This window comes from Kangiella sp. (assembly GCF_014762745.1).
GTDB lineage: Bacteria > Pseudomonadota > Gammaproteobacteria > Enterobacterales > Kangiellaceae > Kangiella.
The window spans coordinates 1-14,751 of sequence record NZ_JABURJ010000103.1; the positions used below are offsets into that span (position 1 = coordinate 1).

10 protein-coding genes are annotated in these 14,751 nt (G+C 44.2%); 9 read left to right on the top strand and 1 reads right to left on the bottom strand.

Annotation, left to right across the window (positions count from 1 at the left end):
* The 7 genes from sdhA to HUJ19_RS08055 form a co-directional block, all read left to right on the top strand.
* Window positions 1-1,739: succinate dehydrogenase flavoprotein subunit (gene sdhA / locus HUJ19_RS08025; protein ID WP_367273990.1), on the top strand; the 1,739-nt coding region annotated here is incomplete at its 5' end.
* 30 nt (window positions 1,740-1,769) lie between these two features.
* Entirely contained in the window at window positions 1,770-2,468 is a 699-nt protein-coding gene (locus tag HUJ19_RS08030; RefSeq protein ID WP_290623236.1) for a succinate dehydrogenase iron-sulfur subunit, read from the top strand.
* A gap of 289 nt (window positions 2,469-2,757) precedes the next feature.
* Window positions 2,758-5,577 (top strand): 2-oxoglutarate dehydrogenase E1 component, encoded by a 2,820-nt coding sequence (locus tag HUJ19_RS08035; protein WP_290623238.1) that lies wholly within the window; start codon window positions 2,758-2,760, stop codon window positions 5,575-5,577.
* A 39-nt stretch (window positions 5,578-5,616) separates the two neighbouring features.
* A complete protein-coding gene (odhB, locus tag HUJ19_RS08040) occupies window positions 5,617-6,864 on the top strand; it encodes a 2-oxoglutarate dehydrogenase complex dihydrolipoyllysine-residue succinyltransferase (protein ID WP_290623240.1) in 1,248 nt (415 codons plus the stop codon).
* Window positions 6,865-6,985: 121 nt separating this feature from the next.
* Complete coding sequence (gene sucC, locus HUJ19_RS08045) at window positions 6,986-8,152, top strand: ADP-forming succinate--CoA ligase subunit beta (RefSeq protein WP_290623242.1); 1,167 nt, start codon at window positions 6,986-6,988, stop codon at window positions 8,150-8,152.
* Window positions 8,152-9,024: a succinate--CoA ligase subunit alpha gene (sucD, locus tag HUJ19_RS08050; protein WP_290623244.1), complete on the top strand. Its 873-nt coding sequence runs from the start codon at window positions 8,152-8,154 to the stop codon at window positions 9,022-9,024. Before sucC ends, sucD begins: the two co-directional genes overlap by 1 nt.
* 191 nt (window positions 9,025-9,215) lie before the next feature.
* Window positions 9,216-11,960, top strand: coding sequence for a pitrilysin family protein (locus HUJ19_RS08055; protein ID WP_290623246.1), 2,745 nt, complete (start codon window positions 9,216-9,218; stop codon window positions 11,958-11,960).
* A gap of 92 nt (window positions 11,961-12,052) precedes the next feature.
* On the opposite strand, the gene HUJ19_RS08060 is transcribed toward HUJ19_RS08055, so the two are convergent.
* A complete protein-coding gene (locus tag HUJ19_RS08060; RefSeq protein WP_290623248.1) occupies window positions 12,053-13,588 on the bottom strand; it encodes a DUF4139 domain-containing protein in 1,536 nt (511 codons plus the stop codon).
* Between the two features lie 103 nt (window positions 13,589-13,691).
* Between HUJ19_RS08060 and HUJ19_RS08065 the strand changes: the two genes are divergently transcribed.
* A complete protein-coding gene (locus tag HUJ19_RS08065; protein ID WP_290623250.1) occupies window positions 13,692-14,255 on the top strand; it encodes a YceI family protein in 564 nt (187 codons plus the stop codon).
* Window positions 14,256-14,312: 57 nt separating this feature from the next.
* Window positions 14,313-14,663, top strand: a complete 351-nt coding sequence (locus HUJ19_RS08070) for a hypothetical protein (RefSeq protein ID WP_290623252.1) — start codon at window positions 14,313-14,315, stop codon at window positions 14,661-14,663.
* The last annotated feature ends 88 nt before the right edge of the window (window positions 14,664-14,751 follow it).

The window sequence follows — 14,751 nt, forward strand, 5'->3', positions numbered from 1 at the left end:
ATGCGGTAATCGTTGGTGGCGGTGGCGCTGGTATGCGTGCATCGCTGCAATTGGCGCAAAGTGGCCAAAAAGTCGCATTGATTTCTAAAGTATTCCCAACCCGTTCGCACACAGTATCTGCACAGGGCGGTATTACTGTTGCGTTAGGTAACTCTCACCCAGACGATTGGCGCTGGCACATGTTCGATACCGTTAAAGGCTCGGACTATATTGGTGACCAGGATGCTATCGAGTACATGTGTGAAAATGGCCCAGCTGCCGTTTATGAACTTGAGCACATGGGCTTGCCTTTCTCGCGTCTGGATAACGGTAAAATTTACCAGCGTCCATTCGGTGGTCAGTCTAAAGAATTTGGTGGTGAGCAGGCTGCACGTACCGCAGCGGCTGCTGACCGTACTGGTCACGCCTTATTGCACACCTTGTATCAGGCCAACCTTAAAGCAAACACTCAGTTCTTTAACGAGTGGTATGCAATGGACCTGGTGCGTAATGAAGAAGGTGATGTTTGTGGTGTCACGGCATTATGCATCGAAACTGGCGAAATTGCTTTATTTAAAGCGCGTGCGACAGTTTTCGCAACCGGTGGTTCTGGTCGTATTTATGCTTCAACGACTAATGCTCTGATTAACACGGGTGACGGTGTTGGCATGGCATTGCGTGCTGGTTTGCCGGTCCAGGACATCGAAATGTGGCAGTTCCACCCAACAGGTATCGCTGGTGCGGGCGTTCTTGTTACAGAAGGTTGTCGTGGTGAAGGCGGTTACCTTATCAATAAAGATGGCGAGCGCTTCATGGAGCGTTATGCACCAAATGCCAAAGATTTGGCATCGCGTGACGTTGTTGCTCGTTCGATGATGAAAGAAATTTTGGCTGGCCGTGGTGCTGGAGCCAATGGTGACCATGTTTTCTTGAAGCTGGATCATCTTGGCGAAGAAGTTCTTAACTCTCGTTTACCGGGTATCAGCGAGCTGGCTAAGATCTTTGCGCACGTTGATCCTGCGAAAGACCCAATTCCGGTGGTTCCAACCTGTCACTACATGATGGGTGGTATTCCAACCAATAAATATGGCCAGGTAATTGACCGTACTCCTGCTGGCGACGAAAAAATCGTTAAAGGCTTCTACGCAGTAGGTGAAGTGGCTTGTGTATCGGTACACGGTGCTAACCGCCTAGGTGGTAACTCATTGCTTGACCTGGTTGTGTTTGGTCGTGCAGCTGGTTTACATCTTGAAGAGTCATTGCGTGAAGGTTTGCCGTTCGCTGACTTTAATGATTCTGATGCAGAGCGTGCATTGAATCGTTACAGCCGTTGGAATGATTCTAACGAAGGTGAAGATCCGGTTGAGTTGCGTCGTGAGTTGCAGAACACCATGCAAAACCATTTCGGTGTATTCCGTACTGGTGACCTGATGAAAGAAGGTCTGGAAAAAGTTAAGCAGCTTCGTGAGCGCATGAAAAATGCTCGCCTGAAAGACAAATCTAAAGCTTTCAATACTGAGCGTGTTGAGTGTCTTGAGCTAGAGAACTTGATGGAAGTGGCTTACGCAACTGCTAAGGCTGCTGAGTTCCGTACCGAAAGTCGTGGTGCTCACAGTCGTGAAGACTTCCCGGATCGTGATGATGAAAACTGGTTAGCTCACTCTGTCTATTACCCAGCTACTGAAGAAATGGGTAAGCGTGAAGTGAATATGAGCCCAACCAAAATCGAAGCTTTCCCTCCGAAAGCCCGTACTTATTAATCTGTAGCTACAGAATACGGAGTGAAGCAAATGAAATTTAGTATTTATCGCTACAACCCAGAAACTGACAAAAAGCCTTATATGCAGGATTATGATCTGGATATTCCTGAAGGCTCAGACATGATGTTGTTGGATGCGTTGGTAGCACTTAAAGATAAAGATCCAACCTTATCTTTCCGTCGTTCATGCCGCGAAGGTGTGTGTGGTTCTGACGGTATGAATATCAATGGTAAAAATGGCCTGGCATGTATTACTTCTTTGTCCAGCTTGAAAGCACCTATTGTGATTCGTCCATTGCCAGGTTTGCCGGTTATTCGTGACCTGGTTGTTGATATGGCACAGTTCTATAAGCAGTATGAAAAAATTAAGCCTTTCTTGATTGCTGATGATGAACCGCCAGCAAAAGAGCGTCTACAGTCTCCAGAAGATCGTGCTAAGTTGGATGGTCTATACGAGTGTATCTTATGTGCCTGCTGTTCTACGGCTTGCCCATCTTTCTGGTGGAATCCTGACAAATTCGTTGGGCCTTCTGGTTTGTTGCAGGCTTATCGCTTCCTGATTGATAGCCGTGATACGCACACTGAAGAGCGTCTTGCTGAGCTTGACGATGCATACAGCGTATTCCGTTGTCGTGGCATTATGAACTGTGTAGATGTTTGCCCGAAAGGCTTGAACCCTACGCGTGCCATCGGCCATATTCGCTCGATGTTGTTAAAAAGCGGAGTCTAGCTGAGCTGATTCTGACAGCAGTTTAAAGACGAAAAGGTTGGAGCCTCAAGCTCTGTTCTTTTCGTCTTTTTTTGCGAAAGCAACGATACTTTTTGATACATCAATTTTATTGATGCAATACCAAGATGGATTAGCTGTAGTATCTTGAAGGCAGTTAATGCATAAAAACAATGAGTTAATCAGGTTTTCTTAACCAGCACTTTTACAAATTAAAGGCTTAATACTGTGTTAAGAACCCTGATTTTTAGTTATCATAGCGACTTAAATACCTAGAGTGGTGTTACGATACATGAAGAATGGGTTAGAGGCGATGTTCGAGAGCGCCTACCTGTCCGGTAGCAGCGCAAGCTATCTGGAAGAATTATACGAGCAATACTTAGACGATCCTCAGTCGGTTGATTCTGACTGGCGTGAAAAGTTTGATGAGTTTGCAAAGACTAGTGACACAAAAGACGTTTCTCACAGCGATATTCGTGAGCATTTCCGTCAGATTGGTCTTAACCGTCAGAAAATTGCCTTCAGTCAAGGCAGTGGTTCCTCTGTAGCCGATCCTAAACAAGTTAAAGTATTGCACCTGATCGAATCCTATCGTGCTCGTGGTCATCACCACGCCAACATCGATCCATTAGGTTTATGGAAACATCCTTATCCTACCAATTTGAGCCTGGAAAGTTTTGAGCTATCTGAGGCTGATCTGGATACGAAATTCCATGTTGGCAATCTGGCAGGGCCAGACCAGCAGACTCTTAAAGAAATTCTGCATCGTCTAAAAGAAACTTACTCCAATACCATTGGCGCTGAGTTCTTACATATCAATGACTTAACAGAGCGTCGCTGGATTCAGGAAAAGCTTGAAGAGGCTAACTCTTCTCATAACTTCCGTGAAGAAACCCGCAAGAAGATTCTTGAAGGTCTAACTGCAGCGGAAGGTCTTGAGAAATACCTTGGTTCAAAATTCCCGGGTGCTAAGCGCTTCTCTCTGGAAGGTGGCGATAGCCTGATTCCAATGATGCGTGACATGATTAACCAGTCGGGTATCAATGGCGCTAAAGAAGTTGTAATCGGCATGGCACACCGTGGTCGCCTTAATGTTCTTGTTAACGTTATGGGTAAAAATCCGCAGGTGCTGTTTGATGAGTTCGCCGGTAAAAATGCAGTCGTTGAAAACGGTTCTTCTGGTGATGTCAAGTACCACATGGGTTACTCCAATGATGTGGAAACCGAAGGTGGCCCAGTACATTTGGCGCTAGCATTTAACCCATCGCACCTTGAGATTGTCAGCCCGGTAGTTCTAGGTTCTGTTCGTGCTCGTCAGGAGCGTCGTAAAGATAAAGATTGTGACCAGGTTATTCCGGTATTAATTCATGGCGACTCAGCAGTAACAGGGCAGGGTGTTGTGATGGAAACCTTCAATATGTCACAGGCACGTGGCTTTTATGTTGGCGGTTCAATCCACATTGTCATTAATAACCAGGTTGGTTTCACTACTTCTAAGCAGCACGACACACGCTCTACTGCATACTGTACTGATGTTGCCAAGATGGTCGAAGCACCAGTTTTCCACGTTAATGGTGATGATCCAGAAGCGGTGTTGTATGTCACTCGTCTGGCGCTTGAATTCCGCAAGAAGTTTAAGAAAGACGTGGTGATCGATCTGGTCTGTTACCGTCGTCACGGCCATAACGAAGCTGATGAGCCAAATGCGACTCAGCCTTTGATGTACCAAAAAATTAAGAAACATCCAACCCCTCGCAAGATTTACGAAGACCGTTTAATCGACAACAAGATCTTGTCAGTAGATGATGCTAAGAAGATGTTGGATGACTATCGAGACTTGCTTGATGCTGGAAAAAGTGTGGTGCGTAACCGCATTGAAAATCACAAGCGTGAGTTTAATGTCGATTGGTCACCATTCTTAAATCAAACTTGGCAATCTCCAGCTGATACGGGACTGGACAAATCTAAGTTCGACACGCTGGCAGAACGCATTTGTTCTTATCCAGAAGATTTGCCTTTGCAATCGCGCGTTAAAAAGCTGATGGGCGAGCGCAAGAAAATGGCTAAGGGCGAGATCAACATGGATTGGGGTTTTGCTGAAACTATGGCTTATGCCTCACTACTTGATCAGGGATTTGAAGTTCGTCTCTGTGGGCAGGATAGTGGACGTGGAACATTCTTCCATCGTCACGCAGTGCTGCATGATCAGAACGATGCTGATGTTTATGTTCCTTTGGAGAATATAAAAGAAGATCAGCCTCAGTTTACCGTGATTGATTCTGTATTGTCTGAAGAAGCTGTTCTGGCATTCGAATATGGCTACTCCACCAATGAACCAAATTCAATGGTTATTTGGGAAGCGCAGTTTGGTGATTTTGCCAATGGTGCTCAAGTTGTTATTGACCAATTCATCAGTTCCGGTGAGCAAAAGTGGGGGCGTTTGTCGGGTCTAAGCCTGTTCCTGCCTCATGGTTATGAAGGTCAAGGCCCAGAGCATAGCTCGGCACGTTTAGAGCGATTCTTGCAGCTTTCGGCCGAACATAATATTCAAGTGGTAGTGCCTTCAACACCAGCTCAGGCTTTCCACATGATTCGTCGTCAAATGATTCGCCCATTGCGCAAGCCGCTGGTCGTAATGACGCCCAAGAGTTTGTTACGTCATAAATTGGCAGTGTCAACGATTGACGAGCTAACCAAAGGTCAGTTCCAGAACGCTATTGATGAAGTCGATAGCTTGGATAAAAAGAAGGTTACGCGTATCGTGATGTGTTCAGGTAAGGTGTATTATGACCTACTTGAAAAACGTCGCGAGCAAGAGCTGGATAATGTTGCCATCATTCGTATCGAGCAGTTGTATCCATTCCCGCACGATGAAGTGAAGAAGATACTTACTCAATACAAAAAGGCTGAAGAATTTGTATGGTGTCAAGAAGAGCCACAAAACCAGGGAGCCTGGTACTGTTCTCGTCATAATCTTGATGAAGCTGTTACGAACGGTTCAAGAGTTGATTATGCCGGTAGGGAAGCATCAGCAGCACCTGCAGTGGGCTATGCATCAATTCATAATGAGCAACAGGCAAAACTGGTAAAAGATGCGCTGGGCATCAAATAATCGAATTGAATTAATTTAGGTAAGGTAAAAGGTTAAAACATGGCTATCGAAATCAAAGTTCCTGTGTTACCTGAGTCAGTAGCTGACGCTACTATCGCTACATGGCACGTTAAGCCAGGTGAATCTGTATCACGTGACCAAAACTTGGTTGATATTGAGACTGATAAAGTGGTTCTTGAAGTTGTTGCACCAGATGATGGTGTGATTTCTGAAATCATCAAAGAAGAAGGCGATACGGTTCTTCAGGAAGAAGTTATCGCTAAGTTTGAAGCTGGCGCATCAGGCGATGCTAAAGCTGATAGTGGTGATGATAAGAAAGATACTGCTTCTAAAGAAGATTCATCAAAAGATGAAAAGAAAGAAGAAGCTAAAGAAGAAACTTCATCAGCAGATTTAGATGTGCTTTCACCTGCAGTACGTCGTTTAGTTGCTGAGCACAATCTTGACCCTAAGCAGATTCCAGCTAGTGGCAAGGGTGGTCGCCTTACTAAAGAAGATGTTGAAAAATTCATTAAAGATGGCGGTGCTTCTGCGAAATCATCAGAGAGCAAGAAAGACTCTGGTTCAGCACCTGTATCAGCTGGTTTGCGCGAAGAAAAGCGTGTACCTATGACACGCCTTCGTAAGCGTATTGCTGAGCGTCTGGTAGAAGCGCAGCATACAGCAGCAATCTTGACTACTTTCAATGATATAAACATGAAAGAAGTTGTAGAGCTGCGAGCTCGTTATAAAGAGCAGTTTGAAAAAGTTCATGGTACACGTTTAGGCTTTATGTCTTTCTTTGTTAAGGCAACGGTTGAAGCGCTTAAGCGTTACCCTGCAGTTAATGCTTCTATTGATGGCGATGATATCGTTTATCACGGCTACTACGATATTGGTGTTGCAGTATCTTCGCCTCGTGGTCTGGTAGTTCCTGTTTTGCGTGATGCCGATACCATGAGCCTTGCAGAAATTGAAGCAAAGATCCGTGAGTTTGGTGAGAAAGCTCGTGATAACAAGCTAACTGTTGAAGACATGACAGGTGGTACCTTCACGATTTCTAACGGTGGTGTATTCGGTTCCTTGATGGCTACGCCAATCATTAACCCACCACAAAGCGGTATTCTTGGTATGAACCGTATGGAAGATCGTCCTGTGGTCATTAATGGCGAAATTGTGATTCGTCCAATGATGAATGTTGCATTGTCTTATGACCATAGAATTATTGATGGACGCGAGTCGGTAGGCTTCTTGAAAACGATTAAAGAATTCATTGAAGACCCAGCTCGTATGCTACTGGATCTATAAGCTCCAGAACCTAAGCACTGATGCCGAACTTATGTTCGGCATTAGCGTTTTTAGTCACCTTAAGTTTTTAAATTCTACGTGCTTGTAAAAGTACTTATGCCAAAGTAATAGGAACATAAACATGAACCTACATGAGTATCAAGGTAAACAGCTTTTTAAAGAGTATGGTTTACCAGTATCCGAGGGTTACGCGGTTGATAATCCTCAGTCTGCATTTGAAGCAGCCGGTCGTATCGGTGGTGATATGTGGGTAGTTAAAGCCCAGGTACATGCCGGTGGTCGTGGTAAAGCGGGTGGTGTTAAGCTCGTTAAGACTAAAGACGAAGTGAAAGAGTTTGCTAAGCAATGGCTTGGTAAAAACCTGGTTACTTATCAAACTGATGCTAATGGTCAGCCTGTCAGCAAGATATTAGTTGAAGAGTGCACAGACATTGCTCAGGAGCTTTACTTGGGCGCCGTTGTTGATCGTTCAAGTCGTCGTGTAGTTTTCATGGCATCAACCGAAGGCGGTGTTGAAATCGAGAAAGTTGCTGAAGAAACTCCTGAAAAGATTCTAAAAGCAACAATCGACCCATTGGTTGGCGCACAGCCTTACCAGGGCCGCGAGCTTGCATTCAAACTCGGTTTAGAAGGCAAGCAGGTTAAACAATTTACACATATCTTCTTGCAGCTTGCGAAGATGTTTGTAGAAAAAGATTTGGCACTATTGGAAATTAATCCTCTAGTAATTAAGGACACTGGTGATTTGCACTGTCTTGATGCCAAAATCAATATCGACGGCAACGCTATGTACCGTCATCCTAAATTGGCGGAAATGCACGATCCTTCGCAAGAAGACGAGCGTGAAGCACATGCAGCCAAATTTGAGCTTAACTATGTAGCACTTGATGGCAACATCGGCTGTATGGTTAATGGTGCCGGTCTCGCTATGGGTACCATGGACATCATTAAGTTGCACGGTGGTGAGCCAGCGAACTTCCTTGATGTTGGTGGCGGCGCAACAAAAGAGCGTGTTACAGAAGCATTCAAAATTATTCTTTCTGATTCAAACGTAAAGGCTGTTCTGGTTAATATTTTCGGCGGTATTGTTCGTTGTGACCTGATCGCAGAAGGTATCATCGGTGCCGTTAAAGAAGTTGGCGTGAAAGTTCCGGTTGTGGTTCGTCTTGAAGGTAACAATGCTGAACTTGGCACAAAGGTTCTAGCGGAGTCTGGCTTGAACATCATCGCCGCAGAAGGTTTAACAGATGCAGCGAAAAAAGTAGTTGCTGCAGCGGAGGGCAAATAATGAGTATTTTAATCGATAAAAACACCAAAGTTATTTGTCAGGGTATCACTGGTTCACAGGGTACATTCCATACTGAGCAAGCAATCGAGTACGGCACCAACATGGTTGGTGGTGTAACACCTGGTAAAGGTGGTCAAACTCATCTTGGCTTACCAGTTTTCAATACCGTTAAAGATGCGGTTGAAGCAACTGGTGCTGAAGCTTCTGTAATTTATGTTCCAGCTCCTTTCTGTAAAGACTCTATCTTAGAAGCAGCGAATGCTGGTATTAAGCTAGTTGTGTGTATCACCGAAGGCATTCCAACTATGGATATGCTTGAAGCAAAAATCGTTTGTGACGAATTAGGCGTGCGCCTGATTGGTCCTAACTGCCCAGGTGTAATCACTCCGGGTGAATGTAAGATTGGTATCATGCCTGGTCATATCCACTTACCAGGTAAAGTCGGCATCGTTTCACGTTCAGGTACTTTGACTTATGAAGCGGTTAAGCAGACAACTGACTTTGGTTTTGGTCAGTCTACCTGTGTCGGTATTGGTGGTGACCCAATTCCTGGTTCAAACTTCATCGATATCTTGAAAATGTTCCAGGAAGATCCAGCAACTGAAGCGATCGTTATGATTGGTGAGATTGGTGGTTCAGCTGAAGAAGAAGCGGCTGCCTTCATTAAAGCCAACGTGACTAAGCCAGTAGTTTCATATATTGCCGGTGTTACGGCGCCTCCGGGTAAGCGTATGGGCCATGCCGGTGCCATTATTGCTGGCGGTAAAGGTACTGCTGCCGAGAAGTTTGCCGCATTGGAAGACGCAGGTGTTAAAACCGTGCGTTCGCTGGCAGATATCGGTAGTGCGCTAAAAGAAGTAACTGGTTGGTAATAAACAGCTTATTGCTTGATAAATAAGCCGCTCAGGTTCGTCCTGGGCGGCTTTTTTGTGTCTGTATGATTTGAGCTGAAAAATATTGTAATAATTGTTAACAAATAGCGACTACACGGTTACACAGCTTTAAAGGATACTTCAAATTCCAATTGGACTATGTTTTTGTTATTGATAAGTAAGAGGGATATATGACTCTAAAATTAAAAACGGCAGCTTTGGCTCTGGTGTTATCGACCAGTGTTTCAGCAGCTTTTGCAAAGCTACCTAAGGGCGTAGAAAAAGTCACTACGGTCGAAGGTATCTCTGAATACCGCCTGGACAATGGGTTACAGGTATTGTTGTTCCCTGATCCGACTCAGGAATCTATTACAGTTAATATCACCTATCATGTGGGTTCAAAGCATGAAAACTATGGTGAAACCGGTATGGCTCACCTACTTGAGCACCTGGTATTTAAAGGCACGCCAAATCATAAAAATATCCCTCAAGAGTTAAGTGAGCGTGGTGCAGAACCTAATGGTACTACGTGGCTTGACCGTACCAATTATTATGAAACATTTGCTGCGACCGAAGATAATCTGAACTGGGCTTTAGATTTAGAATCAGATCGTATGATCAATTCTTTTATCGCCAAAAAAGATTTAGACAGTGAAATGACGGTTGTTCGCAATGAGCTGGAAAACGGCGAAAACAATCCAATGCGTGTCTTGATGCAGCGTCTAATGGCTGTCGCTTATGATTGGCACAACTACGGCAAATCAACAATTGGTGCTCGCTCTGATCTTGAAAATGTTGATATTTCTAACCTTCAAGCTTTCTACAAAAAGTATTATCAGCCAGATAATGCTACATTGATCATTGCTGGTAAGATTGATGAAGAAGACACCATCAAGAAAGTTGACAAATATTTTGGTGACATTAAAAAGCCAAAACGTCAATTGCCTGAACTTTATACCGAAGAGCCGATCCAGGATGGTGAGCGTAAAGTAACCATTCGTCGTACTGGTGATGTGCAAGTAGTCGGTGGCCTGTATAAAACTCCAGCTGGTCCACATGAAGATTACGCAGCAGTTCAAGTGTTGTCTCAAATTATGGGTGACTCACAGACTGGCCGTTTGCGTAAAGAATTGGTAGAAAACGACCTTGCTGCTTCTGCTGGTGGTTTTGCCTTCCAATTAGCAGAGCCAGGTGCTTTGTTATTTATGGCACAGGTTGCAAAAGATAAAGATCTTGCTAAGACTGAAGAAGCTTTTGTTAACGTTTTAGAAAGCGTTTCGGATAAGCCTATCACTGAAGAAGAAGTTGAGCGCGCAAAAACCAAGCTATTGAAAGGTATTGAGCTTAGCTTTAATAATACTCAAAGTGTTGCTTTACAGTTAACCGAGTGGGTTGGTATGGGCGACTGGCGCTTACTCTTCTTAAACCGCGATCGTTTAGAAGCTGTGACTGCTGAAGACGTGCAGAAAGCTGCAGAAGAATATCTGGTTAATGACAACCGTACATTGGCTTTGTTTATTCCAGAAGCACAGCCTGACCGCGCAGACTCTATTGCACGACTCAATAGTGAAGACATCCAGCAAATGCTGGAGGGTTATGAGGGTCGCGAAGCTGTTGCCCAAGGTGAAGATTTTGACGCTTCTTACGACAATATTGATGCGCGCAGTGAGCGCACAACGCTTTCTAATGGCGCTAAAGTTGTTTACTTGCCAAAGAAAACGCGTGGGGAGTCTGTGGTTATGACCGTCAACCTTGATATTGGTAATTTGGAAGACTTGCGTAATGCGGGCGTCGTACCTTCATTGACTTCAAGCATGTTGATGCGTGGTACCGAAAACTATACGCGCGAAGAACTACAAGCTGAGTTTGATCGTCTAAAAGCAAACGTCAGTGTATCCGGTGGCGCAACCAGCACAGGTGTGCGCATTCAAACGGTGAAAGAAAACTTGCCTAAAGTTCTGGAACTGGTTGAAGAGGTTTTAAAGAAGCCAGCATTCGATCAGAAAGAGCTGGAAGTTCTTAAAAAGCAGCAAATCGTTGCATTAGAGCAGCAAAAGCAGCAGCCACAAACGCAAGTATTCCTGCAACTTAATCAGCACTTAAACCCTTATGATCCAAGTCATCCTCTGTACAGTATGAGCATTGATGAGCAGATCGAGGCGATTAAAGCCGTTGAAGTTGACAGCCTTAAAGCTTTCCACAGCAACTTTATTGGTGCTAAGGAAGCGGATATTGCAGTAGTGGGTGACTTTGAGCGTGATACTCTGCATAAGCAGCTAGACTCTATACTGGGTGACTGGAATGCAGACGTTGAGTATCAGCGTATTACACGCGCTGTGGCTGATGTTGAAGCTATCAATAAGTTTATTGATACGCCAGACAAGGCAGGAGCTGCTTTCGCCGCTATGACAAAGTTAGAGTTAAGTGATCAACATCCTGATTATGCAGCTCTAAAAATGGCTAATGAAATCTTTGGCGGTGGCTTCTTAAATAGTCGTCTAGCAAATCGCTTACGTCAAAAAGATGGCTTGAGCTATGGTGCCGGTTCATTCTTCAGCGTTAGCTCTTATGATGAGAATGCTACCTTTGGTGCTTACGCTATTGCTGCTCCAGAAAACTTGCCTCGTGTTGAGATTGGTTTTAAGGAAGAGCTTGAGCGTGCGTTGAAAGATGGTTTTACTCAGGAAGAGCTGGATAAAGCGCGCGATGGTGTTTTACAGAACAATCGTATTGACCGTTCAAAAGATGCTCGTCTGGTGAGTAGTCTGGCCGGTAACCTTGACCTTGAGCGTACCATGGAATGGTCAAAGGAGTACGAAGAAAAGCTTAAAGCACTGACGCTTAAAGATGTTAATGAAGCATTCCGTCGTCATATCAAGATGGAAAACATTTCAATCATCAAAGCAGGTGATAAAGCAAAGCTAGAGGCTGAGTAATTTAAAAGCTTCGGACTAGAAAAAGCCACGAGTAAATCGTGGCTTTTTCATTTCTGACCAAAGGGCAATATGCTCTAATTGGTTTTCAACATTTACCAATCGTATTCAACCGTATAGGTTACCTTCGCTTCGCCATTCGCTGGTACTTTGACGTTAAAGTGAACATGGCGCGAATCTTGTTTTTCATAGTCATGCGATTTGCGTGTAATTTTCCAGTTTGACCAGCGATACAAGGTTTCTCGAACAACCACTTCAACCGCTTCATCTTTGTGATTTTTAAGAGTGATCTCAAAGCTCTCGCTCAGCTCTCTTTTGTCTGTATCAATCTGGTAGTTGGTCTGTTTACGTTCACCCTTAACATCAAAGGCATTGCCCATTTTAATCAAAACTTCTTCATCTTTCGGCGTATGGTCGATGATATCTTCCCCAATGAATTCCAGGCTACCATCGGTATCACGTTGGTTGACGCGGATTCTGCCGGCCGGTAAAGGAATTCCTAATTGATTCTTGTCTTCATTAGCAAACCGCAGGTAGACATTAACGTCAGCCGAAGAGGTTTTGCCGTAACCTTCGTTAGTGTTGACTCTCTGATAGGCATAAAACTGGCTGGAAGCATCAAAAACCAGCTCTTTGCTACACTGTACGTCTTTCACCGATGGGAAGAGTTCAAGCTGCTTGGTTGAGTTATTGGGCAGATCGGCAGGTCGGCCTAGGGTATAAAGGTGGTATTCAAAAAAGGCCTTTTCTTCAAAGCCTTTGTCCATCATGACTGCTTCTTCTGTTAGTCGAGAGCCAACAACGGTAATTCTTTCTTGATTAGGATCTACACGATTAACATCGCCGGCAATCAGTTTTAGTTTCGCATTATTAAAGTTGGCTCCGGACTGATTGATAATACTGACCCAGCTGGATAGGTCGAGATTACAGCCTTCAGACTCGTTATAAGTCACATTGTAATCGGTCCACCAGGTCATGCCTCCGGTCTGATAGCTTAGCTCTGTTGTCTGTTTGCCTGCAGAAGGAGAGTAGAGATCCCAGATGAGGGTTGGTTTAGTTCGTAGGCCCTCGGGCAGGTCTGGGAAAATAATCCCTGCGTAATAACCAATACTTCTAATATTTCCCTTATCGGTTTTGAGTACCAGGTTGCCGTCAGCGCTTAACAGTTCACCCTTGATTTCAACCAGCTCATCGCCCTGAGCCTGCTGGACGGTAACTGTTTTTCCAAGAAAACGTTGTAGCAGTTGTTGCTGGTTAACCAGATCAAACTGATAGCTCTGTTCCAGAACACGGGTTTGTTTATTATCTAGAGAGCGGAATGAGACGGTAGTGGGATCTATATAGGCTGCGACATCACTGACCTGAACCCGGTTCTGACCCTTTTTGAAATCATAGTCACGGATCGATTTAACGATTCCATAGCCCGGCACTGTATAGTGGCCACGGTTTTGACCGGGAACGGGGCGATAGAGATCGGGGTTAATAGCGCCAGGTTGGGCGCTACTGTAGATGGTGACAGCATCCTGTTCTTCAGCGTTAGCACTGGAGTTACATCCAAGCAGACTGAAAGCAATCAGGGCGGGAACTATACTCTGTAAGAATAATGGTTTTGTGTTTGACGTTATTTTCATAGTCTTAACCTTATGTTGTAATTTCATCCATATAAACGCCAGATTAACCGAAAAGGGTTAAACTGGACAACCAGTTAATAATTGCAGAGGTATACCTTTGATAATGAAGAAACTAATGATTGTTACTGTTCTGTTATCGGGAGTGTTAGCTTCCGTGAGCTTGTTTGCCAATGAACCATTAATTGTTAAAGAAGAGGAGAGCTTCATCAGGTTTAGCGGTGTACAAAACAAGAAAACTGAGTTTAACGGCCAGTTTCAATCATTTAAGCCATTTATCGTGTTTGATAAGGATAATTTAGCAGCCAGCTCCATTCGAGTTGAGGTGGAGCTGTCTAGCGTTGAAAGTGGCAGTGAAAAGCGTGATGGTATGCTCCAAAAAAGTAACTGGTTTGATATTGAAAATGCGCCACAGGGTTTGTTCGAGAGTCAGCAGATTCAGCGTGAATCTGAGGGTGTCTACAAGGTTGATGGAAGCTTAACCATTAAAGGAATTGAAAAACCTGTGACGCTGTTCATGAAATATGTGGAACTGGGTAGCTTGATAGAGCTGTCGGGAAACTATACATTAAACAGACTCGATTTTGACCTTGGACTTGGCGCTTGGAAGAACCCTGATTGGGTCAAGCATGAAGTCGAGGTAACTTATAAAGTAGTTTTAGAACAATAACCCTGGCTCGCGATTCTCCATAGTCTCAGCGGGCTGAAACCATATAGCAAAGCCCGTATGAAACATTCTGTTTTGTTTGGTGCAGTGATATTTTTTATATCATTCAATGCACAAGCTAATGTTCTCAAAATTGATTCGCAAATGGCGGATCAAATCACTTCTATCTGTAAGTTTGTTCAGGGAAAAGGTCACCCAGAAGATTTGCGTCTTAAAGGAATGGCCTGGTGCAAAGTCGGTGTTGATTATTTGCCGGAAGAATTCTCTGAACAAAAACTACAGGTTAAAGAGCTATATAATTCTAAGGAATTTGATGAGCTCAAAGAGAACAAAAAATTTGCTAAGTACTTAAGTCAGGCTCGACGTAGAATTGCTGAAGTCTCGCTAGGATTGGCCAGCTTCAGTGAATAATTATAGAAAAAGTTAGTCCCACCAGTTTACTAACATAGCGATAGTAAAGCAGAGCAAATGGCGCTCTTAATTGAGCGCCTTTGCATTT